This is a genomic window from Halorussus sp. AFM4 (assembly GCF_051194995.1).
Taxonomy (GTDB): domain Archaea; phylum Halobacteriota; class Halobacteria; order Halobacteriales; family Haladaptataceae; genus Halorussus.
Genome location: NZ_JBNTJT010000001.1, coordinates 1,105,005 through 1,127,645 on the forward strand (window position 1 = coordinate 1,105,005; position 22,641 = coordinate 1,127,645).

Genomic DNA, 22,641 nt, shown 5'->3' on the forward strand with positions numbered 1-22,641 from the left:
ACAAAGTATCTGGCCGCCGTTACTCCGAACGAGCGCCGGGCGGCGACGCGCCGACCCGGCCCAAGGAGACTTACTATGTCAATTATCGAGCTCAACCTCGAGAAACCCGCGCTCAAGCGCGTCGAATCGGTCGAGGAAAGCAAGTCCCAGTCGGGACAGAGCGGCCGGCAGCAGAGCGAGTCCGGCCAGCAGGGCGGCCAGTCGAGCAAGCAGTCCGGCCAGTCGAGCCAGCAGAGCGGGCAGTCGGGCCAGCAGTCCGGCGGCAAGGGCAAGAGCCGCATCAAGAAGTACGGCCGACGCATGGCCATCCTCGGCGGCACCGCGGCCGGCGCGGCCGCGGTCCGCAAGCTCCGCCAGCGCCAGAAGAAGAAGTCCGGCTCCCAGCAGCAGCTCGAGGAGGACTGGCAGACCGCCGACAGCCCCTCGGGCTCGGGCTCTGGCTCCTCCGGTTCGCAGTAGCGACGTCGCGGCGGTTCCCAAACGCCTTTGACCGGCGCGTCCCTTCTTTCGTGCGATGAACACGCTCGTGTGGGTCCTCCTCGGCATCGCGATCTACTGGCTGGGGGTGCTCGTTCTCGACTCGCAGGGCCTCCTGCCGTCGTACGTCGGCACCCAGGGCCCGATCCTGACGATACACACCCAGCGCGGCAAGCAGTTCCTCGAGTGGCTCGCCGGCCCCAAGCGGTTCTGGCGGGCGTGGGGCAACTTCGGGCTCGGCGTCGCGATCGTCGTGATGGTCGGCTCGTTCCTCCTCCTGCTGGTCCAGGCGATCGCGGTGGTCCAGAATCCGCCGCCCGCCACCGCGGCGACCCAGCCCCGGAACGTGCTCGTCATCCCGGGTGTCAACCAGTTCCTCCCGCTGTCGGTCGCGCCCGAGATCCTGTTCGGCCTGCTGGTCGGCCTCGTCGTCCACGAGGGCGGCCACGGCCTGATGTGCCGGGTCGAGGACATCGAGATCCAGTCGATGGGCGTGGCGGCGCTCGCGATCCTGCCCGTCGGCGCGTTCGTCGAGCCCGACGAGGAGAGCCGCGCCGACGCCGACCGCGGCGGCCAGAGCCGGATGTTCGCCGCGGGCGTCACCAACAACTTCGCGGTGACGCTGCTCGCGTTCGCCCTGCTGTTCGGGCCGGTCGTCGGCTCCATCGCGGTCGCGCCCGGCGCGGCGGTCGGCGGCGTCCTCCCGGGGTCGGCGGCCGACGACGCCGGGCTGTCTGCCGGCGACCGCATCGTCGCGGTCGACGGGAACCCGGTCGAGAGCAACGAGGACCTCGACGCCAGCCTCTCGAAGGCCGAGGGCCGGTCGGTCGAGGTCACGCTGGCCGGCGGCGAGACCCTCACCATCGACCGGTCGCTGCTCGTCACCGCCATCTACCCCGACTCGCCGTTCGCCGCGGGCGACGGCGGCGACCGCGCGTCGCTCGGGAAGGGCGAGACCGTCGTCGCGGTCAACGGGACGCCGGTCAGCACCGAGGCGGAGTTCCACCGCGCGGTCGGCGACCGGGTCCTGGTGACCGTCGAGACCGAGAGCGGGGAGTCGATCACCGGCCCGGTCGGCGCGCTGGCGTCGGTCCGGCCCGACAGGGCGGCCGCCGCGGCCGGCATGCCGACCGAGGGGTCCGTCGTCGTCACGTCCGTGGGCGGCGAGCGCGTCCGCAACGCCTCGGAGTTCAGCGCCGCGCTCGACGGGTACGCGCCCGGCGACACCGTCACCATCGAGGCCTGGGTCAACGGGAGCGTCGAGTCCTACGACGTGACCCTCGGCGGCGAGGACGGCGACGCCATGCTGGGCGTCTACGTCATGCAGGGCACCACCGGGGTCTCGGTCAACGGCTTCGGCGTCCAGCTCTACCCCGCCGGCCAGTTCCTCGACCTGCTCGGCGGCGAGTTCGGCCGGTTCGTCGGCGGCGTCGGCGGCCCGATCGTCTCGTTCCTCTCGGGCGCGCTCGGCGTCCTGATGCTGCCGTTCGCCAGCGTCTCGCTCGGCGCGACGTACAACTTCGCCGGGTTCGTCGAGTGGAACGCCGGCTTCTACACCGCGGCGGGCGGTCCGCTGTCGTTCCTCGGGGAGTGGGGCCTGTTCGTGCTGGCGAACGTGCTGTTCTGGACCGGCTGGGTCAACCTCAACCTCGGGTTCTTCAACTGCATCCCGGCGTTCCCGCTCGACGGCGGCCACATCCTCCGGACGAGCACCGAGGCGGTCATCTCCCGGCTGCCGACCAGCCAGGGCCGCCAGCTCACGACGATGGTGACGACCACCATCGGGCTGGTGATGCTGGTGAGCCTGCTGGTGATGGTGTTCGGCCCGCAGCTGCTGTCGGGGTAGAAGCGGCGACGTTCAGACAGCGCGACTACTCCTCGTCGTCGCCCAGCCCCATCCGCTCGGCGAACTCCTCGGGGGTGTCGGGGATGCGTTCGAAGTCGCCGAAGTCCCGCTCGTAGTGGCGGATGAGCTGCTCGATGATCCAGGCGTTGAACTCCTCGTCGAACCGCCACTCGCCGGGCCGGCGCTCGACCTCGAAGCGGTCGTCGGTGGCGAACGCCGCGAACACGTGGTAGAACCCCAGGATGACGTCCGCGAAGTCCTTGGCGTTGCCGCCGGTCTCCTCGCGCTTGTTCCGAAGCTCCTCGCGGCCCGCGTCCGTGAGCTCGAAGTACTTGCGGTCGGGCTCGTCCGCCCGCTCGATGCGCTCGGCCCAGCCCTCCTCCTCGAACTTGTAGAGGATGGGGTAGACCGACCCGTAGGAGGGCTCCCAGTGCCCGCCGCTGATGGACCGGATCTCCTTGAGAATCTCGTACCCGTAACGAGGCTTCTCGTCGAGCAGTTCGAGCACGAGATACGCGATGAGGCCTTTCGGCGGGCCGCTCTTCCGCATTGGGGGAAGATTCCGAGCCTTCTTTTGAAAGGCTTTCGGTGGGGGAAACGAACGCGGAGCGTCTCGGAGCCCCGCGGCCGTCGCTCGCGGATTCACTACGAGACGCGCGCAGCTCGCCGTGGCTCGGCGGCCTGCCCGTGGCTCGAAACCGGCCGTGCCCGCGAGCGCGACTCAAAAACCTATTGTCGCCTCGGTACCCAGTTCCCGGTATGACGAGAGAGCCCCCGGCGACGAACGAGGGATGGTACGCGCTGCACGACTTCCGGACCGTCGACTGGGACGCGTGGCGGGCCGCCCCGGAGCGCGAGCGCGAGGCCGCCCTGTCGGAGGGCGTCTCGTTCCTGCGCGACCGCGTCGACGTGACCGACGCCGAGGACGGCTCGTCGGCGGTGTTCTCGATGCTGGGCCACAAGGCCGACCTGCTCGTCCTCCACTTCCGGCCGACGGTGGCCGACCTCGACACCGCCGAGCGGGCGTTCGAGGGCACCGCGTTCGCCGAGTACACCGAGCGGTCGTCCTCCTACGTCTCGGTCACGGAGGTCGGCGGCTACACCTCCGAGGAGATGACCAAGGAGCCCGCGGAGATCGAGGACACGGGCCTGGCGCGGTACGCCCAGAGCAAGCTCTACCCCGAGATCCCCGACAGCGAGTTCGTCTGCTTCTACCCGATGGACAAGCGCCGCGCCCCGGGCCAGAACTGGTACGACCTGCCGTTCGACGAGCGCGCCGAGATGATGGACACCCACGGCGAGATCGGCAAGACCTACGCCGGCCAGGTCAAACAGATCATCACCGGCTCCATCGGGATGGACGACTTCGAGTGGGGCGTCGACCTGTTCGGCAACGACCCCACCGCCATCAAGGACCTGCTGTACGAGCTCCGGTTCGACGAGAGCAGCTCGAAGTACGCCGACTTCGGCCCGTTCTACTTCGGCCGGCAGTTCCCGCCGGCGGACCTCCCCGCGTTCATGGCCGGCGAGGCCGTGCCCGCCGAGGACGACGACGCGGAGTCCGCCGGGGGTCATCCCCACGGCGAAGGCGGCCATCCCCGCGGCTCCGGAGAGGGCGGTCGTCCCCACGGCGAGGGCGGTCACACCGACGAGGCTGAGACCCACCACGGCCACGGCTCCGGGGAGGGCGGCCACCCCCACGGCGAGGAATCCGAGGACGACGACGGGAGCGACGGCATCCGCGGCGAGCTCGCGGACCTCGACATCTACGCCGGCCAGCCCCACGGCGAGGACGTGTACGCGATGGTGCTCTACTCGGAGGCCGACCCCGCCGAGCTGTTCGAGGAGGTCGAGGGCCTCCGGAGCAACTTCGAGCACTACGACACCCACGTCAAGACCGCCGTCTACCAGCCCCGCGAGGGCGAGGACGCCGACTCGGCGGTCGTGAGCGTCTGGGAGACCCAGAGCGCGGCCGACACCGCGGGCGGGTTCCTCGCCGACCTGCCGGGCATCGTGGCTCGCGCGGGTGAACGCAGCGGCTTCGGCACGATGGGGATGTTCTACACCGTCAAGCCCGAGCGCCGCGCGGACTTCGTCGAGAAGTTCGAGACGGTCGGCGAGGTCCTCGGGGAGACCGAGGGCCACCTCGAGACCGACCTGCTGGTCAACCGCGAGGACGAGAACGACATGTTCATCGCCAGCCAGTGGGAGTCGAAGGACGACGCCATGGGCTTCTTCCGGAGCGACGCCTTCGCGGACACCGTCGACTGGGGTCGCGACGTGCTTGCCGACCGGCCGCGCCACGTCTTCCTGGCCTGAAATCCGGTCCCCAGCCCGTCTTCCTCCCCCGAGGAGGGGTCCCGGCGGTTCCCACCACAACCAAAACCCCCATCAAGACTGGATGACAAGTACGGACAAGTGACCACGGAGGACCCAGTATGACCAAACGACACGTGACCCTCCCCGACGAGATGGAGGAGTCGCTGGCGGCGTTCCTCGCGGAGGTAGACGAGCGGCTCTCGAACGCGGGCCCCGACGAGCCCGAGCGGACCTGCGAGGTGGTCGAAGAGGTGCTGGTCGACCTCCACGGCGACCGCGACGCCTACGAGCGGTGGCGGGCCGGCGAGCGGGTCTCGCCCGCCGAGAAGGTGCGCCTCCAGAGCTACGACCCGTGCAACGCCACCCTCGAGAGCGAGTACTACGCCGAGAAGGACGAGGAGCGGTTCCGGCGCTCGAAGCACCTCCAGTGGCTCTGGCGCCAGTTCGACGCCACGCCGATGGCCGACAACGTCGAGTTCGCGCTCCGGTTCCGCCGGATGCTCGCCGACCACCTGTTCGCCGACTGCGGCGACGGCTGCCGGTTCTTCAAGGGCATCACGTTCACCTACGGCCACAACATCTCGGTCGGGGACAACGTGGTGGTCCACGACGACGTCCACCTCGACGACCGCGGCGAGCTCGTCGTCGGGGACCGCGTGTCCATCTCCGACTCCGCGCACATCTACAGCCACGACCACGACGTCGTCGACCAGACCGAGGTGTCGAACTACCGCACGGTCATCGGGGACGACGCCCGGATCACCTACGACTCGATGGTCCGCGCCGGCGTCGAGGTGGGCGAGAACGCCATCGTCGGCGCGAAGTCGGTCGTCCAGAGCGACGTGCCCGCCCACCACATCGCGGTGGGCCAGCCCGCCAAGAGCGTGAAGGTCAAGCCGGGCTGGGAGGACGTCGCCCAGCCGGTCGACGCCGACGTCGAGACCGACAAGGAGGCCCGGCGCATCGAGTACGACCTGCCCGAGGACCTCGACGTCTTCGACGAGTTCGAGCGCGACCTGACCCCGCCGGGCGCGGAGTGAGCTCGGTCGGCCGTCCCGTCCGCGCCGGGAACCGCACGCTCGTTCCCGGCGGGAGGCACACGATCGTTCGTGGACGATATACGGCCGAAATCCCTCGCACGTGGCCGCCTCCGACACCTTTGTAACGCCGAACCGCCACCGTCCGAGACGTGTCACTCGTCTCCGCGCTCGGGTCGGCGATACTGCCGGTCCTGTCGGTGTCGGCTGTCGGCTTCCTGCTCGGGAAGCTCCGGGAGATCGACGTCGACGCGCTGGGGACCGTCACCATCTACGTCCTCACGCCCGCGCTCATCTTCCACAGCCTCGCGACGTCCGAGATCTCGGGCGACGTGGTCGCCAAACTGCTGGCCGGCGTCGCGGTGTTCACGCTGGCGATGGTCGTCCTGGCCGAAGCCGTGGGTCGACTGCTCGGCGAGACCGAGCCCGTGCTGAGCGCGCTGGTCCTCTCCTCGGCGTTCCCGAACGCGGGCAACTACGGCATCCCGCTGTCGGCGTTCGCGTTCGGCGCGGTCGGCCGCTCGACCGCGGTGCTGTTCATCGCGGGCCAGTCCGTCCTTATGTACACCGTCGGGGTCTACCTCGCCTCCCGCGGCGACGAGACCGACCTCCGGTCGTCGTTCGCCGAGGTGTTCCAGCTGCCGCTGGTCTACGCGGTCGTCGCGGCGTGGGTCGCGCGCTGGCTCGGCGCGGTCCCGGCCGCCGGCACCCCGGCGATGGAGACGCTGCGGCTGGTCGGCGACGCGTCCATCCCCGTCATGCTGCTGATGCTGGGCATCCAGCTGGCCAACACCCAGCACGGCGCGGCGGTCTCGCGGGTCGGCGTCTCGAACGGGCTGAAGCTGCTGGTCGCGCCGCTGGTGGGCGTCGGGGTGGCGCTGGCGCTCGGCCTCGGGGCGAACCCGGCGGTGGCCCGGGTGTTCGTACTGGAGTGCGGGATGCCCGCCGCCATCACGCCGCTCATCCTCTCCATCGAGTACCGGTCGGAGGAGGCGGCCGGCGGGCTCACCGGCCCGGAGTACGTCAGCACGGCCATCTTCGCGAGCACCCTCGGGAGCGTTGTCACGCTGACCGGCCTCATCGCGCTGCTCCAGGCCGGACTACTCGTCTGAGCCGGCCGCGACAGCAGTCGCTCACGAGTCGCGCTCGTCCGCGATGGCGTCGGCGTGGCGCTCGACCAGGTCGCCGAACACCTCGACCTCGCGGCGTTCCTGGACCGCTCGCGGCGAGTCGTCGCGCATCCGTTTCTTGACGGTACGGAGGGTCACGGGGTCGTTGGCGGCGAGTTCGTCGGCGACCGCCCGCGGGTCGTCGGTCACCCGCGAGACCAGGCCCATCCGGAGGGCCTCCTCGGCGTCGACGGTCCGGCCCGAGAGCGCCAGGTCCAGCGCCTCGCCCTCGCCGACGACGCGGGGGAGCCGGACCGTCCCGCCCCACGCGCCGAACAGCCCCAGCTTCACGCCGGGCTCCGCGAAGGTCGCGTCCGGCGTGGCCACCCGGACGTCGGCGGCGAGCGCCAGTTCGACGCCACCGCCGCGGGCCGGGCCGTCGACGCCCGCGACGACGACGCTGTCGGCGCTCTCGATGGCGTCGGCGACCCGCTGGCCGCGCTCGGCGAACGCCTCGGCCCCCTCGCGGTCGAGCCCCGCGACCACGTCGAGGTCGGCGCCGGCGCAGAACGCCGGGCCGGCGCCCCGGAGGTAGACGACCGGCCGCTCGGTACCGGTCACGGCGGCTTCGAGCGCGTCGAGTCCGTCGGGCGTGAGCGCGTTGCGTCGGTCGGGGCGGTCGAGCGTCACGACCCGGACGGCGTCGCCGGGCGCGGTCCGACCGCTCGACGAGCCTCGCTCGTCCCCGTCGTCGATGCTGATCACGGTCGCATCACGTTCCGTACCTCGGAGTCGGTTTCCAAAGGTCTTTGGCGATTCCGTCGTAAGGGTCGGCCAATGGAAGCGGCCGTCCGGGCACGAGAGGCAGGACGACAGGCGGTACGAGACGTCGCGCCCGACCCACTCCGCGAACGGATCCACGCCCTCCTCGCGGAGTCCGCGATGGTGCCGGGGGTGCTGGCGCTGACGTCCGCGGCCGCCGTCGACGACGCGAGCGCGACCGGCGGCGCGGCGGCGAAACCGCCCGAGTGCGACGAGGGCGGCGGGGCCGGCCGCGGACCAGTCGGCGTCGAGGACCGGGCCGCCGGCGTCCAGCTCATCTACGAGGGGCTGCGGCTCACCCGGGCGCTGGCCGACGACCCGCCGTGGGAGCGCGACCCGCCCCACACCGACAGCAACGTCGACATCCTGGCGGCGGACGTGATGGTCGCCCGCGGGTTCTCGCTGCTGGCCCGGACCGAGGCCGCCGACAAGGCGGTCGAGACCGTCCGGTCGTTCGGCCGCGACGAGACCGACGGCCAGCAGGGCCGCCCGGTCGCCCCGCACGCGCTGGAGACCGACGTGTTCGAGCTCGCGGTGGTCGCCGGCACGACCGCGTTCGGCGCCGAGCCCCCGGAGGCGCTGCTGGCGTACGCCGCGGACCTGGCCGCGTCGCTCGACGGCGACCACCCCGAACCGCCCGAGCCGGTGGCCGAGGCGGTCGAGCAGGCCGTGGCCGACGTCCCGAACCCCCGCCAGCTGGGGCCGGCCGAGGACCCCCGGCCGTCGGCGACCGACCCCTGACCCGGCTCCGCGTGGTGGGGCGTACCGCGGTACGACCCGGCCTCCCTGGCGCGAATCGAAACGCCTAAAGAGGTTTCCGGGCATACCATGAAACGCGTCCCAGCGACGTACTGCGCCTGGGTAGCTTAGCGGTAAAGCGCGTCCTTGGTAAGGACGAGAGCCCGGGTTCAAATCCCGGCCTAGGCTCTCCTCGCGTTTCTTCGGGCAGTGACTCTCTGACTACGAGTCCGACGACATCTAGCGGTCTCGCTGTCGTCCGACCGAAATGGAGCGGAGAATCAGATACCCACAGCCGCGACGCCGAGCAGTCCGGCACCTCAGTCGGGGCTCTCGTCGTCGAGGTACAGCGAGTCGAGGATGAAGTCCTCGACTGCCCGCCGGGCCTCCTCGGGGGCGTCGTCGTGGCCGAGCGAGATCTTCCGGGCGCGGGCGGCGTGGATGACGTCCGTGATGAGCTGGCCCATCCGCTCGGCGTCGACCTCCCGGAAGACGCCCCGCTCGATGCCGTCCTCGACGACCTCGACGATGCTCCCGCGGATCTGCTCGTAGTGGTCGTTGAACACCTCGCGGTGGCGCTCGTCGCGCTGGGCCTGCGAGAACAGCTCGTGGTACACCTTCATCCGGTCCCAGTGGGTGAACTTCTCGAACTCCGGGCCGAACAGGCACTGGTCGATGCGGGCGTCGAGCTCCGTCTTCGGGTCGGCGTCCGGGTCGACCTCGACGCTGCCCTCGTACTGGTCGACGATGTACTCGAGGAACGACGACAGCAGGTCGTACTTCCCGTCGAAGTGGTAGTGGATGACCTGGCGAGTCAGCTCCATCTCCTCGCCGATGTCGCGCATCCGGAGGTCCTTGTACCCGTGCTTGCTCAGTGCACGGAACGTCGCCTCCATGATGACCTCGCGGGTCTCGCGCTGTGAGACCTTCTCGTCGGGCTCGCTCATACTCCTACTCCGGCCGAGCGGCATATATATTGATTGCCATGGTCCCCGGCGGAATCGCCCGTCGAGCGGCCGAAATACGGTGTCGCAGCGATCCGGCGCGCGTCGGTCGCTCGACGGACGGCGCACGAGTTTACTAGGCGGTAAACTTTTAACGCCTTGGTCAGTCATTGGTACTGGATATGGGCCGAAAGATCATTCAGAATGGGACGGTCGTCTCGCTCGACCCGGACGTCGGGCAGTTCGACGAGGCGGACGTCCTGATCGAGGACGGCGAGATCGTGGAGGTCGGACCGGGGCTGGACGCGTCGAACGCCGAGGTCATCGACGCCGAGGACCACATCGTACTGCCGGGGTTCGTCGACTCGCACATCCACCTCGCGCAGACCCAGGTCAGGGGCATCGCCGGGGACTGGTCGCTCATGGGCGAGTACTTCGACCACATGCTCGGCAACATCACCGGGCTCTACCGGCCCGAGGACATGTACCTCGGCGGCCTCTTCGGCGGGCTGGAGAAGCTCTACACGGGGACCACCACGGCCCTGGACTGGTCGTACCCCAACTCGCTCGAACACGGCGAACGGGCCGTCGACGCGCTCAAGGACGCCGGACTGCGCGCGGTGTACACCTACGGCCCGCCGGGCGACGACGCGGCGAAGTGGTGGTTCGAGAGCGACGTCGGCCTCCCCGAGCAGAACATCCGCGAGCTCTACGACGGGAAGATCCGCGACGACGACCTGCTCAGCCTGGCGCTCGGCCTCCGGGGGCCGGACTTCTGTACCGACGAGACCGCCCGCGGCGACCTCGAACTCGCGCGCGAACTCGACGCTCTCGCGACCGTCCACATGGGCGCCGCGCTGTGGCCGTCGTCGGTCTACGGTGAGGAGTATCAGGGGTTCGGCTGCTTCGAGGACGTACTCGGGCCGGACGTCAACATCGCCCACGGGAACCACTTCTCCCAGGAGGACGTCCAGCACGCGGTCGACGCCGGCGCCTCGTTCTCGTCGACGCCGGAGGTCGAGATGCAGATGGGCCACGGCATCCCCGTCACCGGCAAGGTCCTGGAGGCCGGCGGGCGCCCGGCCTGGGGCGTCGACGTCTGCTCGAACATCAGCGGCGACATGGGCAGCCAGATGCGGGTCGGGATGCAGGTCCAGCGGATGTTCGACAACCAGCGGACTCTGGAGGGCGACGAGGAGGTCACGGAGGTCTCGATCACCTGCCGGGACACCCTGGAGATGGCCACCATCGAGGGCGCCAAGGCCCTCGGCCTGGAGGACGAGATCGGGACGCTCACGCCCGGCAAGCGGGCCGACGTCGTCCTGGTCGACACCGACGACTTCCTCACGGCGCCGGCCCACTCGCCGATCGAGACCGTGGTGTTCCAGGCCGACGCCTCGCACGTCGACACCGTGCTCGTCGACGGCGAGGTCGTCAAGCGCGACGGGGAACTCCTCAACCCCGCGGTCGACGAGGAGTTCGATCGGTTCGTCGAGTCCGGGCGGCGCCTCGTCGAGGAGTCGGGCATCTACTCGTAGCCGTCCTCGGCGACGCGGACCGCCCCGCCCGCGGACGAACGCGGCGCGGCGTCCGCCGATGGACGACGGAGTACCGGGAGACGAAGACCGAAGGCGACACCTGCGACCGCGACAATCACGACACGAGACACCATGCGACTCGGACAGTTCAGTACGACGGACGCGGAACAGCCGTGGTGCGGCGCGAAGACACCGGCGGGCGACGTGGTCGACCTCCCCCGTGCGGGCGAGGCGGCCGGCGTCACGCTGCCCCGGCGGACCGGCGACCTCCTGGGCGACTGGGAGTGGCGGCGCAAGGTCGACCTCGCCGTGGAGTACGCCGAGGAGACCGGGACGGGCGTGTACGACGCCGCCGACGTGGAACAGCTCGCGCCCGTGCGCAACCCCCGGAAGGTGGTCTGCGTCGGGCTCAACTACCGGGACCACGCCGAGGAGGGCGACAACCCCATCCCCGACGAGCCGGTGCTGTTCTCGAAGTTCCCGACGGCCGTCAACGGACCCGGCGGGACCGTCAGCTGGGACCCCGACCTCACCGAGAAGGTCGACTACGAGGCCGAACTGGTCGCCGTGATCGGTCGCGAGGCCCGCGAGGTCGACCCCGACGAGGCGCTCGACCACGTCGCGGGGTTCACGGTCGGCAACGACGTCTCGGCCCGCGACCTCCAGCACGGCGACGGCCAGTGGGTCCGGGGCAAGAGCCTCGACACCTTCGCGCCCGTCGGCCCGGACCTCGTCACGACGGACGAGGTCGCGGACCCCCACGATCTCGACATCTGGGCCGAGGTCAACGGCGAGCGGCTCCAGGAGTCCTCGACCGAGAACCTCATCTTCGGCGTCGACGAGCTTGTTTCGTTCTGCAGCCGGGCGTTCACCCTGCAGCCGGGCGACCTCCTGTTCACCGGGACGCCGCCCGGCGTCGGCGTCTACCGCGAGCCGCCGGTGCTGCTGGAGGAGGGCGACACCGTCACGGTCGGCGTCGAGGGCGTCGGGGAGCTGACCAACACCTGCGAGTACCGGTGAGCGCGAGGCGGGCGTGAACGCGGGGCGGCCGCCGCCCGCTCGGCCTCACGCGTCGAAGTCGAAGACGTCCCGCGGATTTTCCAGGACCACCTGCCGGATGGCGTCCTCGTCGATGCCGAGCCGGTAGAGCTCGAAGATGGCCCGCTTGAGCGCGAAGGGGTCGGTCCGGAGGACGTTGGCGCAGTCGGTGTCGACCATGATCCGGTCCGGACCGTACTCGTCGATGGCGTCGGCGACGTCCGCGGCCGTGACGCCGACGAGCCACGAGTGACCGATGGTGAAGCTCGCGTAGCAGTCGGTCCGCTCCATGATGTACTCGATGTTGTTGGGGTCGGCGTGGGAGGCGACGACCTGTTCCTCGGCCAGCCCGGCATCGCTGGCGGCCTCGACGTCGATCTTGACGGCTTCGAGCGCCGCGTTCTCGGCCTCGATGACCGGCTCCCGGCCGAGTCCCGTGTTCTTCTCGTAGCCCGGAATCCCGACGCCGGGCCTGTAGGACCGGCCGTCGTCGGTCGTCCGGTTGGGCGTGTGGAGGATGACCGGGAGGTCGTGGTCGGCCGCCAGCTCCATCTGAGCCTCGACGACCGCGCGCTGCTCGTCGAGGTCCCACGCGCTGACGTGCTGGGAGGGCGTCACGCCGGTCTCGCCGACGGCGACGACCGCGTCGAGCTCGCAGTAGCCGTCCATCGCGTCGAGCAGCGCGTCCGGGTCCTCGATGCGGACGCCGGTGTGGACGCCGAGTCCGAGCTTGGCCTCGAAGAAGTGGTCGCGCTCGATGGCCGCCCGGCGGTTGACCGCGTCGTCCCACAGGAACCGGACGTCTTCGGCCCGAACCGGCTTGTACGGCGTCCAGTGGTAGCCGGAGGCGACCATCACCATCGACCGACAGCCCGAGAGCGCGTACCGCTCGCGGTCGGCCCACGAGAGGGTGTGGGCGTGGTTGTGGACGTCGATCCACGGGAGGTTGAGGAGTTCGGGCGGCAGTTCGACCGGTTCGTCTTCGAGGTACTCGGCGTCCGTCGGTCGCTTCGTGGGTTGCGTTCGGGTCATTGGCTCTCTCTGTGTTCGGGTCGGGGCGCGGCCGCCGGATTCCGCCCGCCGCGCGACCGCTGGTGCCGTACTTGTCCGGGACGCCACTTAGCGTTTTACAGCTCGGTAAAACTTTATTACGCTTCGCTCTCTCATACCACACATGGCATTATTAATCGGTACAGACGACGGCCTGTATCGCGCGGCCGACGTGCCGTTCGAGCGCGGCGAGGCCGAGGCGGTGCTCGACTGCGGCGTCGTGACGGCGGTCCGGACGTTCGACCACGCCGAGGGCGTCTTCGTGGCGTCGTCGACCGGGGCGTACCGCTCGCGGGACGGCGGCGAGACGTGGGAGGACCTCGGCGTCCCGCTCGGCGACCGGTTCTGGCACGCGGGCGAGAGCGAGGTCTGGTCGGTCCTCGCGACGGCCGACGGCGCGCTCTACGCGGGGACCAACGACCCGTACCTGTACCGGTCGGTCGACGACGGCGAGACGTGGACCGAGCTCAAGGGGTTCCGGGACCTCCCGTCGCGGGGCCACTGGGAGTCGCCAATCGACCCCCACTACGCCCGACTCCGGGCGCTGGAATCCGTCCCCGGTCGCCCCGAACGACTCATCGCCGGCGTCGAGGCCGGCGGCATCCACCTCAGCCACGACGGCGGACAGACCTGGCACGACCGGCGCGACACCATCGTCGACGACGTCCACCAGGTCCTCCCCATCTCCGAGGACGTCTGGCTGGCCACGACGGGGTACCTCGACCACGAGCTGGAGAACCTCGGGATGGGCCACGCGGTCGGCGAGGGCGGGCTCTGGCGGACGACCGACGCCGGGGACTCGTGGACCCGCATCGACCGGGGCAACGACTTCTCGTACATCCGGCGGGTGTTCGTCTACGACGGGCGGCTGTTCTTCTGCGGGGGCGAGGAGGCGCCGCCGGCGTGGGTCAACGACGAGCACGAGGTGGCGCTGTTCGAGTCGACCAACTTCGGCCGGGACTACGAGCGGGTCCCGTTCCCGGGCGAGCCCCACGAGGTCATCGAGACCTGGGCGGTCCACGACGGCGACGTCGTCTGCGGGTCCGGGCTGTTCGACGTCCCGGACCAGCGCGACGACGTCGAGGGCCGCATCATGCGCCGGGACGACGCCGGCGAGTACCACACCGTGGGCCGGGTCGGCGCGAACGTCAGCCGGATCGAACCCCTCGAGACCGCATGAAAGGCGACACGACCGAGCCGACCGCTTCCGCGCAACCGCCGTCGGCGCTCGGCCGGTTGCTGTACGGCGGCGTCCTGGCGTACATGGCGGTCGACGGGTTCCGGAACAACGAGAAGCGCGTCGAGGTCGCCCGGGAGAGCGACGTCCCGCTGCCCGAGTTCATGGTCCCGCTGGCCACGGGGCTACTGCTGGTCGCGAACCTCGGGATCGTCCTCTGGAAGTACCCGCGGGTCTCGGCCGCCGCGCTCGTCGTCTTCTTCCTCGGGACGACGCCGGCGATCCACGACTTCTGGACGATGGAGGGCAAGGAGCGCCAGCAGAACAAGATCAACTTCCTCAAGAACGTCGCGCTGCTCGGGGGCGCCGTCGTCCTCCTGAGCGAGGCCGGCGACCGGCGGTCGTAGTCGGCGGCGCGCCGCCCGCGACCGACCGAACTACCGACGCAACGTCACGTTTCTCCGCGCCTGCGAGACGCTCCCCGTTCTCCGCGCCCGCGACGACGCTCTCCGCGAATCGACCGGGTGTCCGGACCGCCGCGTTCCCGCCGTCGTTAACCGACTGTTCAGTCAGCGTAACGCGGCTTACGGAGGACTGCCGGACTAGAACGGTGGCCCGCAGTTTACTGACTTCCCGGGCAACGAGCGACCGGGGAACTCCGATGACTCGCGACACCACCGACGCCGACACGGACCGCACCGACCGCCGACCGACCGCCTCCCGACGGCGGTTCATGACGGGCGTCGCGGCCGCGACGGGGGTCGCGCTCGCGCCGGCCGCGGCGGACGCCGGGGCCCTCGACCCCGTCCAGGGGGCGACCCTCGAGACCGTGGCCGAGTTCGAACCGCCCAACCTCCCGGAGAACATCGCGACCGACGGGCGGGGCAACGTCTACGTGAGCATGGCGCCGCCCCGCGAGATCTGGCGCGTCCCGCCCGAGGGCGACCCCTCGTCGGTCGCGCAGATCGGCCCCGAGGACGGGGAGGGGTCGCTGCTCGGCATCGCGCGGACCGACGACGGGACCACGTACGCCGCGCTGAACTCGGGCGTCGAGGACACCCACGGCGTCTGGCGCGTCCCCGCCGACGGGTCGCCCGAGCTGCTGGCGTCGATCCCGACGGAGGGGACGTTCCCGAACGGCGTCACCGACGACGCGACGGGCGACGGCGTCCTGGTCACCGACTCCGCCCGGGGGCTCGTCTGGCGGGCGACCGGCGACGGCGCGTCGGTCTGGCTCGACGACCCGCTGCTCGACCCGAACCCGTACGCGAGCAACCCGCTCGGCGCGAACGGCATCGGCCTCGGGCCGGCGGGCGACGTCTACGTGGCGAACCTCAGCTTCGGCGGCCTCGTCCGGGTATCGGTGAACGACGACGGGAGCGCCGGGAGCCCGGAGGTCGTCGTCCGGAGCGACCAGCTGATCGGCGCCGACGGCGTCGCGGTCGCCGACGACCGGACGGTCTACGTCGCGGTGAACGCCCAGGACAAGATCGCCCGTGTCGCCCCGGACGGCACCGTGGCGACGGTGGCCTCGGGCGGGGAGCTCGCGTTCCCGTCGGACGTCCACTTCGGTCCCGGCGGCGACCAGTCGACGCTGTACGTCACCAACTTCTCGCTGCCGTCGTTCCGGGCCGAGGACCGGCAGGCCAACCCGAGCCTGCTGCGGCTCGACCTCGGGCAGGCCGCGACGACGGCCGAAGGTGAGACGACTGCGACCGAAGGGGAGGGAGAACCGACCACGACCACCGAAGCGGAACTGACTACGACGACGGAGTCCGAAGCGACTGCGGCCGGGGAGACGGCGACCGGAGCGGAGACGACCACGACCTGAGCCGGTTCCCGACCGAACCCGGTCGTCGCACCGACTCAGCCGAGCTCGAGGTCGGCGGCGCGGGCCTCGACCACGGCCACGTCGAACCCCTCGACGGTTTCGCCGCCGACGACGAACGCGGCGCCCGCCGGGGCGTCCACCTCGACCGGGTCGCTCCCGAAGTTGGTCACCCAGGCGTAGCCGTCGCGCTCGGCGACCCTGACGCTCTCGGGGAGGCGGTCGGTCCGCGGCACGCCCGCGGCGTCGAGCGCGTCGGCGAGCAGCGCGTCGGCCAGCGGCGGCTCGGGCCAGACGCCGCAGTAGGTGACCGCACCCGCCCCGAGCTCGCGTTCCGTGACGGCCGGGCGACCCGCCGCGACGCCGGACTCGTGGGTCGCCGCTGCCGCGGCGTCGTCGGGAGCGAGCCACTCGGCCCACGTCCGGTAGTCGTACGTCTCGCCGTCGTAGGCGACCGCGGTCTCGAGGGTCGCCGGCAGGCTCTCGTGGCGGTCGACCGTCGCGCCGACCAGGTCGGCGAGCGGGCCGGGCGCCGGCGCGTCGTGGAGCTTGTTCGCAGGGTCCTTCACGCCCGTCCGGGCCCCGAAGACGACCCGACCGCCGTCCGCGACGTAGGATCGCAGGGCGTCGGCGCGCGCCGGGTCGACGAGGTGGAGCGCGGGCGCGACGACGAGGTCGTACTCCGCGAGGTCCGCGTCCGGATGGACCAGGTCGGCCTGCACGCCGTGGCGCCGTATCGCGGCGTAGTACGCCCGGAGGTGGGCCCAGTAGTCCCAGTCGGGCGAGTGGGGCTGTATCTCGGTCGCCCACAGGTTCTCGTAGTCGTGGAGCACGGCGACCGGCGCGTCGACCGGGCCGAGGTCGAACAGCTCGTCGGCGGCGCGCCCCGCCTCGCGGTACCCGCGGTCGGGCGAGCCGTCCGCCTTCCGGAGCCCCGCGTGGTACTGCTCCTGGCCCTCGCGGCAGCGCCGCCACCGGAAGTACAGCACCGCGTCGGCGCCGTGGGCGACCGCGTGGTGAGCCCAGAGCCGCATCGCGCCGTCGGCGGGCTGGGGCGCGTGGGGCGGCCAGTTCACGTCGCCGGGCTGCTGTTCCATCACCCAGAACGGGCGGCGCTTGGCGCCCCGGTAGAGGTCGTGGTTCATCCCGACCTCGTCGGGGTCGCCCGCCCGGAGCTCGTCGGCGGTGGGCTCGCCCTGCCGGCGGTCCTGGACGAACCCCGTCGGGTAGGAGTCCCACGCGAGGAAGTCGAGGTCGTCGGCCAGCGCGTGGGCGTCGAGTTCGCCGAAGTCGCCCATGAAGTTGTGGGTGACGAACCAGTCGTCGTTCGCCTCGCGGAGCAGGTCGGCGTGCAGCCGGTTGTACGCCGCCACGCTGTCGCTCGAGAACCGGTAGTAGTCGAGCAGCCGCGAGGGGTGCTGTTCGGCTGGCGTCGGCCGGGGCGGCTCGACGGCGCCGAACGAGTCGTACTGCTGGCTCCAGAACGCGGTCCCCCACGCCTCGTTCAGCGCCTCGATCGACCCGTAGCGCTCGCGGAGCCACTCGCGGAACGCCGCGGCGCAGTCCTCGCAGTAGCACCGGACCGTGGCGTGGCAACCGTACTCGTTGTCGGTCTGCCACCCCGCGACCCGGGGGTCGTCGGCGTAGCGCTCGGCGAACCGCCGGACGATGCGCTCGGTCTCCTCGCGGTACGCCTCGGAGTTGAAGCAGGTGAACCGCCGGCTCCCCCAGTGGCGGACGGTGCCGTCGCGGTCGACCTGCCGGATCTCGGGCCGCTCGTCCACGAGCCACTTCGGCGGGGTGGCGGTCGGCGTGCAGAGCACCGCCTCCATCCCGTACTCACCGACCAGTTCGACGGCCTCGTCGAGCCACTCGAAGTCGAACTCCCCGCGGGCGGGTTCGACCCGACCCCACGAGAACTCGGCCATGCGGACGTACTCGAGGCCCGCCTCGGCCATCAGTTCGACGTCGCGTTCCCACCGGTCGCTGGGCCAGTGCTCGGGGAAGTAACAGACGCCGATGCTCATGGGTATCGGTGGACGGGTCGTGCTGTCGGCCGGTTCGAGGGCGATCCTGTCTTCGTCGAAGTCATCTGTGTATTTCCTGTAGCCATATCATCACTTCCGGGAGAGTTTCCGGACTGTGCGCCTCCGGTGACGGACTCGCGTGCTCGCTCGGAGGTCATCGGCGCTCGAAGTCGACGTCGGTGGTGCCCGGCTGCAGTTCGACCTCGGCGGTCTCGCCCGAGTCGCCGTCGGACTCGGAGCGCCGCCAGTCGCCGGGAGTCGCGACGACCACCGACTGCGGCCGGGACGCGTCGAGCGTCACGGACAGCGTCCCGTCGCCGTCCCACTCGACCGCAGTCACCCGCCCGGCCAGGTTCGCGAGGTGGTCGGCCCCGACGAGGTGGGGTCGGTCGCGGGCCGGCGCGAGGTGGGCCAGCAGGCAGCCGTGGGCCGGCACCTCGCGCTCGAGCGGACCCGACCCGCGGTACCGGCGCTCGAAGGCGTCCCAGACGCGGACCGCGTCGGCGTCGACCCCGCGGTCGGCCGGGTCCACGCGCAGCGTCCGGGGCTCGTCGGCCCAGTTGAACGCGGCGACCGCGAGCGCGCCGTCGGCCGGGCGGTCGGCGACGATCCGGGCCGGCAGCTCCCGGTCGCCGACGCCGACCGCCCGGCCGGTCTCGACCGGCGGGAGCGAGCGCTCGACCAGCCGCCGGCCGGCGTCGCCGATGGCCGCCACGCGGTCGCTGACGAGGTTCGAGCCGCCGAGCAGCCCGACGACCGTGGCGAACGACCGGCGCTCGGCGGGCGTCAGGTCGGTCGTCTCGCGCACGAGCTGGCAGTCGGGGTCGGCGAGCCAGAGCCGGCGGTGGGTCCACTGGCGGTTGAGGACGTTCCGGACCGCGTTCTCGTGGGCGGGCTGGCTCGCGGGCTCGGCGCGCCAGTGGGGCGCGGTGTCCGGGCCGACCCGCATCGCGTCGACGAGGCCGACGCTCTGGCCCTGCGGGGCGCCACAGCCCAGCAGGAACGTCTCGTCGCCCGCCGCCTCGCGGATCAGTTCCAGACCGCGCCGGTACGCCTCGGCCCGGGTGACGTCCGCGTGACGGTCGCCCGGGAGCGCGGCGGCGTAGAGGAAGTCGAGCTTGAGGTACTCGAACCCCCAGTCGTCGACGACGGTCTCGAACGTCTCGCGGAGCCAGGTCCGTGCACCGGGGTGGGTTGTGTCCAGCGCGTACATCGGCCCGTGTCGCGGTCCGGCGTCTACCGGCTCGCCGTCCGACGTGACGAGCCACTCGGGGTGGTCGGCGGCCAGCGCCGAGTCCGCCTGGACGTAGAACGGCGCCAGCCAGAGGCCGGGCGTCCGGCCCGCCTCGCGCACGTCGTCGACCAGCGCCGCCGCGTCGTCGAACCCTTCCGCGAGCGTGCGCCAGTCGCCGAAGGCGGTCTGGTAGCCGTCGTCGAGCTGGACGAGGTCCAGCGGGGCGTCCCACTCGGCGAGCGCGTCGAGGTTCTCCCGGACGTCGGCCGCGGTGACGTCGGTGAAGTAGTGGTACCACGAGCACCAGCCGGTCGGCGCGGTGTCCGGGACCCGGGCGTCCATGCGCTCGGCGGTCGCGTCGGCGACGGCGGCGAGCGCGTCCGGGAGGTCGCGGGTCGCGTCGACCCGGAGCGGCGGGAGGTCGAGGCGCTCGCCGGCCGCCAGTCGCGTCCCGTCGCCGGGACAGACCGCCGAGACGGCCTGGACCCCGCTCTCGTCGTGGTCGACGTCGAAGCGCGCCATGAACCGCGAGTGGTCGAGGAACCCCAGCGTCAGCGCCCGGCCGTCGGCCAGCAGCGCGGTCACGCCGTGGGAGGCGTCGGGCGGCGCGGCCGCGTCGAGCATCTGGGCGGGGGTCTCCTCGGCGGGGAACCGCTCGCCGACCGGCAGCGTCGCCGTGGGCGTCCACGACTGGTAGCCGTGGCGGTAGCGCCGGGCGTCGGCGCCGTGGGTCGGGGCGGCCGCGTCGGCCAGCGGGCGCAGGTCCCCGAGGACGACCGGGTCGGCGCCGCGGTTGGTCAGGGAGAGCCGGACGTCGACGTGGCGGTCGCCCGGTTCGAGTTCGACCGCGACCCCGACGTCGCCGTCGTCGTGGACCGCGCGGACGACCCCGCCTGAGGCCGCCGTCGCGCCGGACTCCCCGCCGGCCGACCCGCCGCTCGCGTCGGACTCAGCGAAACCGGCATCGTCCCGGGCGTTCCGGGTCGCCGGCACCGTCGCGCCGTCGACCTCGAGCCCGACTCGACCGTCCAGCAGGGTCGTCCCGTCGCGCGACGCGACGAGGCGGCCCTCCGCGGGGTGGTAGGCGACCGCGGTGTCGCCGGCGCTCGCCCGGATCGCCATCAGCACCGGCCCCCGGCGGTCGGGTCGTCGCCCGCCACGGTCACCACTCCGCGACGCTGCCGTCCTCGTGGCGCCAGACGGGGTTGTGCCAGTCGATGTCGCCCGCCTTCGCCCGGACGTGGTCCTCGTCGATCTCGATGCCCAGCCCCGGCCCCTCGGGGAGGTCGACGTACCCCTCGCGGTAGTCGAACACCGAGGGGTCCGCGAGGTAGTCGAGCACGTCGCTGCCCTCGTTGTAGTGGATGTCGAGGCTCTGCTCCTGGATGAGCGCGTTGGGCGAGACCGCGTCGACCTGGATGCAGGCCGCCAGCGCGATCGGGCCGAGCGGGCAGTGGGGCGCCATCGCCACGTCGTAGGCCTCGGCCATGTCGGCGATCTTCCTGACCTCGGTGATGCCGCCGGCGTGGCTCAGGTCCGGCTGGATCACGTCGACCGCGCCCGACTCGAACACCTCCTTGAAGTCCCACCGGGAGTACATCCGTTCGCCCGTCGCGATGGGGGTCGTGGTGTGGGCCGCGATCTCCGGGAGGGCGTCGTTGTGTTCCGGAAGCACCGGCTCCTCGATGAACATGGGCTGGTGGGGTTCGAGCGCGGCGGCGAGGCGCTTGGCCATCGACTTGGCGACCCGGCCGTGGAAGTCGACGCCGATATCGACCTCGTCGCCCACCGCCTCCCGGACCGCCCCGAGGCGCGCCTCCGCCTCGGAGACGGCCGCGGGCGAGTCGACCCGCTCCAGTTCGGGCGTGGCGTTCATCTTGAGCGCGGTGAACCCCTCCTCGACCTTCTCGCGGGCCGCGTCGCCGACGTCGGCCGGCCGGTCGCCGCCGACCCACTGATACACTCGAATCCGGTCGCGCGCCCGGCCGCCGAGCAGCTCGTAGACCGGCGCGCCGAAGCGCTTGCCCTTGATGTCCCACAGCGCCTGGTCGATGCCCGCGATGGCCGACATGAGGACGGGGCCGCCGCGGTAGAACCCGCCGCGGTACATCGTCTGCCAGTGGTCCTCGATGCGGTCGGGCGCCTTCCCGAGCAGGTAGGTGTCGAGCAGCTCCTCGACCGCGGCCCGCACCGTGTGGGCCCGGCCCTCGACGACCGGCTCGCCCCAGCCGACCACTCCGTCGCTGGTCTCCAGCCGGAGGAACAGCCACCGCGGGGGCACCTCGTAGAGTTCGTAGTCGACGATGCGGCCGGTCATGCGGACTCGCCCTCCGCCGAGACGTGCTCGCTCACGCTCACGTCGGTCGCGGCGGTCTTGGTCTTCAGCGCGTCGCCCGTCTCGGGGTCGAAGAGGTAGAGCGCGGTCTCGTCGAAGTCGAACCGGACCGTCTCGCCGGGCGCCGGCCGGAGCTGGCTCGCGATGCGGGCCGTGAGCTCGTGGCCCGCCAGGTCGGCGTACAGGAAGTTCTCGTTGCCCATCGGCTCGACCACGGCGGTCTCGGCGGCGTTGCCGCCCGACTCGACCAGCCTGATGTCCTCGGGCCGGACCCCGACCCGGACCCGGTCGCGGCCCTCGACCCAGGAGGCGTCGTCGAGCGCGTACGCGAACTCGCCGGGGCCCCGGAGGACGCCGTCGGCGACGTCCGCGGAGAACAGGTTGATGCTGGGCGAGCCGATGAACTTCGCGACGAACTCGTTCTCCGGGGCGGTGTACACCTCCTCGGCGGTGCCGACCTGCTGGAGCTCGCCCTCGTTCATGATGGCGATGCGGTCGCCCATCGCCATCGCCTCGGTCTGGTCGTGGGTGACGTACATCGTCGTCACGCCCAGGTCGTGCTGGAGCTCCTGGAGCTCGGTCCGCATCTCCGAGCGGAGCTTGGCGTCGAGGTTGCTGAGCGGCTCGTCCATCAGGAACACCTCGGGCTCGCGGATGATGGCGCGGCCGAGCGCGACCCGCTGCTGCTGGCCGCCCGAGAGGTCCCGGGGGCGCTTGGCGAGCAGGTCCGAGATGCCCAGCATCTCGGCGACCTCCTCGACGCGGTCGCGGATCTCGGCCGAGGTGCGCTCCGAGGAGAGCTTGAGCCCGAAGCCCAGGTTCTTCCGCACGTTCATGTGGGGGTACAGCGCGTAGTTCTGGAACACCATCGCGACGTCGCGGTCGCGGGCCCGCAGGTCGGTCACGTCCTCCCCGTCGAACCGGATGGCGCCGCTCGTGACCTCCTCGAGGCCGGCGACGCACCGCAGCGTCGTCGTCTTGCCGCAGCCCGAGGGGCCGACGAGAACGAGGAACTCCCCGTCCTCGACGGTGAGGTCGACGTCGTCGACGGCGGTGAGGGTGCCGCCGTCGTCCATCTCGAACTCCTTTCGTAGGTCGTCGATTTCTATCGTAGCCATAATG

19 protein-coding genes and 1 tRNA gene are annotated in these 22,641 nt (G+C 71.3%); 12 read left to right on the forward strand and 8 right to left on the reverse strand.

The window, feature by feature from the left end:
• Positions 1-75 precede the first annotated feature (75 nt).
• Both ACQUQF_RS05770 and ACQUQF_RS05775 read left to right on the forward strand, forming a co-directional pair.
• The gene (locus ACQUQF_RS05770) at positions 76-459 is read left to right on the forward strand and encodes a hypothetical protein (protein WP_435176673.1); all 384 of its coding nucleotides are present in this window, start codon (positions 76-78) and stop codon (positions 457-459) included.
• 55 nt (positions 460-514) lie between these two features.
• On the forward strand, positions 515-2,323 hold the full coding sequence (locus ACQUQF_RS05775) for a site-2 protease family protein (RefSeq protein ID WP_435176675.1): 1,809 nt from the start codon (positions 515-517) through the stop codon (positions 2,321-2,323).
• Between the two features lie 25 nt (positions 2,324-2,348).
• On the opposite strand, the gene ACQUQF_RS05780 is transcribed toward ACQUQF_RS05775, so the two are convergent.
• Entirely contained in the window at positions 2,349-2,873 is a 525-nt protein-coding gene (locus ACQUQF_RS05780) for a PadR family transcriptional regulator (RefSeq protein ID WP_435176677.1), read from the reverse strand.
• A gap of 209 nt (positions 2,874-3,082) precedes the next feature.
• On the opposite strand from ACQUQF_RS05780, the gene ACQUQF_RS05785 reads away from it, so the two are divergent.
• From ACQUQF_RS05785 to ACQUQF_RS05795, 3 genes are all read left to right on the forward strand, one after another.
• Positions 3,083-4,642: a heme-binding protein gene (locus tag ACQUQF_RS05785; RefSeq protein WP_435176679.1), complete on the forward strand. Its 1,560-nt coding sequence runs from the start codon at positions 3,083-3,085 to the stop codon at positions 4,640-4,642.
• A gap of 119 nt (positions 4,643-4,761) precedes the next feature.
• Complete coding sequence (locus tag ACQUQF_RS05790) at positions 4,762-5,682, forward strand: acyltransferase (RefSeq protein WP_435176681.1); 921 nt, start codon at positions 4,762-4,764, stop codon at positions 5,680-5,682.
• A gap of 149 nt (positions 5,683-5,831) precedes the next feature.
• A complete protein-coding gene (locus tag ACQUQF_RS05795) occupies positions 5,832-6,791 on the forward strand; it encodes an AEC family transporter (RefSeq protein ID WP_435176683.1) in 960 nt (319 codons plus the stop codon).
• A gap of 21 nt (positions 6,792-6,812) precedes the next feature.
• Here the strand turns inward: ACQUQF_RS05795 and ACQUQF_RS05800 are convergent, their stop codons facing one another.
• Positions 6,813-7,544, reverse strand: a complete 732-nt coding sequence (locus tag ACQUQF_RS05800) for an enoyl-CoA hydratase/isomerase family protein (RefSeq protein WP_435177611.1) — start codon at positions 7,542-7,544, stop codon at positions 6,813-6,815.
• 81 nt (positions 7,545-7,625) lie between these two features.
• Here ACQUQF_RS05800 and ACQUQF_RS05805 point away from each other — a divergent pair, with 81 nt between their 5' ends.
• A complete protein-coding gene (locus tag ACQUQF_RS05805; RefSeq protein ID WP_435176684.1) occupies positions 7,626-8,351 on the forward strand; it encodes a DUF7114 family protein in 726 nt (241 codons plus the stop codon).
• Positions 8,352-8,465: 114 nt separating this feature from the next.
• Positions 8,466-8,537: transfer RNA gene (locus ACQUQF_RS05810), tRNA-Thr, on the forward strand.
• A gap of 131 nt (positions 8,538-8,668) precedes the next feature.
• Here ACQUQF_RS05810 and ACQUQF_RS05815 read toward each other — a convergent pair.
• Positions 8,669-9,295 carry a TetR/AcrR family transcriptional regulator gene (locus tag ACQUQF_RS05815; RefSeq protein ID WP_435176686.1) on the reverse strand — a complete coding sequence of 209 codons (627 nt, stop codon included), beginning with the start codon at positions 9,293-9,295 and terminating at the stop codon, positions 8,669-8,671.
• 179 nt (positions 9,296-9,474) lie between these two features.
• Between ACQUQF_RS05815 and ACQUQF_RS05820 the strand changes: the two genes are divergently transcribed.
• Together ACQUQF_RS05820 and ACQUQF_RS05825 are read left to right on the forward strand one after the other, a co-directional pair.
• Positions 9,475-10,830: an amidohydrolase family protein gene (locus ACQUQF_RS05820; RefSeq protein ID WP_435176688.1), complete on the forward strand. Its 1,356-nt coding sequence runs from the start codon at positions 9,475-9,477 to the stop codon at positions 10,828-10,830.
• 132 nt (positions 10,831-10,962) lie between these two features.
• Entirely contained in the window at positions 10,963-11,850 is an 888-nt protein-coding gene (locus ACQUQF_RS05825) for a fumarylacetoacetate hydrolase family protein (RefSeq protein ID WP_435176690.1), read from the forward strand.
• Positions 11,851-11,895: 45 nt separating this feature from the next.
• On the opposite strand, the gene ACQUQF_RS05830 is transcribed toward ACQUQF_RS05825, so the two are convergent.
• Positions 11,896-12,900, reverse strand: a complete 1,005-nt coding sequence (locus ACQUQF_RS05830; protein WP_435176692.1) for a TatD family hydrolase — start codon at positions 12,898-12,900, stop codon at positions 11,896-11,898.
• Positions 12,901-13,042: 142 nt separating this feature from the next.
• Between ACQUQF_RS05830 and ACQUQF_RS05835 the strand changes: the two genes are divergently transcribed.
• From ACQUQF_RS05835 to ACQUQF_RS05845, 3 genes are all read left to right on the forward strand, one after another.
• The gene (locus tag ACQUQF_RS05835; RefSeq protein ID WP_435176694.1) at positions 13,043-14,098 is read left to right on the forward strand and encodes a WD40/YVTN/BNR-like repeat-containing protein; all 1,056 of its coding nucleotides are present in this window, start codon (positions 13,043-13,045) and stop codon (positions 14,096-14,098) included.
• Positions 14,095-14,502 (forward strand): DoxX family protein, encoded by a 408-nt coding sequence (locus tag ACQUQF_RS05840; protein ID WP_435176696.1) that lies wholly within the window; start codon positions 14,095-14,097, stop codon positions 14,500-14,502. The genes ACQUQF_RS05835 and ACQUQF_RS05840 overlap by 4 nt, the downstream gene beginning before the upstream one ends.
• A gap of 254 nt (positions 14,503-14,756) precedes the next feature.
• Positions 14,757-15,926 carry an SMP-30/gluconolactonase/LRE family protein gene (locus ACQUQF_RS05845; RefSeq protein ID WP_435176698.1) on the forward strand — a complete coding sequence of 390 codons (1,170 nt, stop codon included), beginning with the start codon at positions 14,757-14,759 and terminating at the stop codon, positions 15,924-15,926.
• 35 nt (positions 15,927-15,961) lie between these two features.
• On the opposite strand, the gene ACQUQF_RS05850 is transcribed toward ACQUQF_RS05845, so the two are convergent.
• The 4 genes from ACQUQF_RS05850 to ACQUQF_RS05865 form a co-directional block, all read right to left on the reverse strand.
• Entirely contained in the window at positions 15,962-17,950 is a 1,989-nt protein-coding gene (locus tag ACQUQF_RS05850) for a beta-galactosidase (RefSeq protein WP_435176700.1), read from the reverse strand.
• Positions 17,951-18,104: 154 nt separating this feature from the next.
• Complete coding sequence (locus ACQUQF_RS05855) at positions 18,105-20,306, reverse strand: alpha-galactosidase (RefSeq protein WP_435176702.1); 2,202 nt, start codon at positions 20,304-20,306, stop codon at positions 18,105-18,107.
• A gap of 40 nt (positions 20,307-20,346) precedes the next feature.
• Positions 20,347-21,501, reverse strand: a complete 1,155-nt coding sequence (dgoD, locus tag ACQUQF_RS05860) for a galactonate dehydratase (RefSeq protein WP_435176703.1) — start codon at positions 21,499-21,501, stop codon at positions 20,347-20,349.
• On the reverse strand, positions 21,498-22,637 hold the full coding sequence (locus ACQUQF_RS05865) for an ABC transporter ATP-binding protein (protein WP_435176705.1): 1,140 nt from the start codon (positions 22,635-22,637) through the stop codon (positions 21,498-21,500). Before ACQUQF_RS05865 ends, dgoD begins: the two co-directional genes overlap by 4 nt.
• Positions 22,638-22,641: the final 4 nt, after the last annotated feature.

Coding starts and splice junctions, on each gene's coding strand:
- ACQUQF_RS05770 (WP_435176673.1), top strand. CDS start 76: ATGTCAATTATCGAGCTCAACCTCGAGAAACCCGCGCTCAAGCGCGTC.
- ACQUQF_RS05775 (WP_435176675.1), top strand. CDS start 515: ATGAACACGCTCGTGTGGGTCCTCCTCGGCATCGCGATCTACTGGCTG.
- ACQUQF_RS05780 (WP_435176677.1), bottom strand. CDS start 2,873: ATGCGGAAGAGCGGCCCGCCGAAAGGCCTCATCGCGTATCTCGTGCTC.
- ACQUQF_RS05785 (WP_435176679.1), top strand. CDS start 3,083: ATGACGAGAGAGCCCCCGGCGACGAACGAGGGATGGTACGCGCTGCAC.
- ACQUQF_RS05790 (WP_435176681.1), top strand. CDS start 4,762: ATGACCAAACGACACGTGACCCTCCCCGACGAGATGGAGGAGTCGCTG.
- ACQUQF_RS05805 (WP_435176684.1), top strand. CDS start 7,626: ATGGAAGCGGCCGTCCGGGCACGAGAGGCAGGACGACAGGCGGTACGA.
- ACQUQF_RS05815 (WP_435176686.1), bottom strand. CDS start 9,295: ATGAGCGAGCCCGACGAGAAGGTCTCACAGCGCGAGACCCGCGAGGTC.
- ACQUQF_RS05820 (WP_435176688.1), top strand. CDS start 9,475: ATGGGCCGAAAGATCATTCAGAATGGGACGGTCGTCTCGCTCGACCCG.
- ACQUQF_RS05825 (WP_435176690.1), top strand. CDS start 10,963: ATGCGACTCGGACAGTTCAGTACGACGGACGCGGAACAGCCGTGGTGC.
- ACQUQF_RS05830 (WP_435176692.1), bottom strand. CDS start 12,900: ATGACCCGAACGCAACCCACGAAGCGACCGACGGACGCCGAGTACCTC.
- ACQUQF_RS05835 (WP_435176694.1), top strand. CDS start 13,043: ATGGCATTATTAATCGGTACAGACGACGGCCTGTATCGCGCGGCCGAC.
- ACQUQF_RS05840 (WP_435176696.1), top strand. CDS start 14,095: ATGAAAGGCGACACGACCGAGCCGACCGCTTCCGCGCAACCGCCGTCG.
- ACQUQF_RS05845 (WP_435176698.1), top strand. CDS start 14,757: ATGACTCGCGACACCACCGACGCCGACACGGACCGCACCGACCGCCGA.
- ACQUQF_RS05850 (WP_435176700.1), bottom strand. CDS start 17,950: ATGAGCATCGGCGTCTGTTACTTCCCCGAGCACTGGCCCAGCGACCGG.
- ACQUQF_RS05855 (WP_435176702.1), bottom strand. CDS start 20,306: ATGGCGATCCGGGCGAGCGCCGGCGACACCGCGGTCGCCTACCACCCC.
- dgoD (WP_435176703.1), bottom strand. CDS start 21,501: ATGACCGGCCGCATCGTCGACTACGAACTCTACGAGGTGCCCCCGCGG.
- ACQUQF_RS05865 (WP_435176705.1), bottom strand. CDS start 22,637: ATGGCTACGATAGAAATCGACGACCTACGAAAGGAGTTCGAGATGGAC.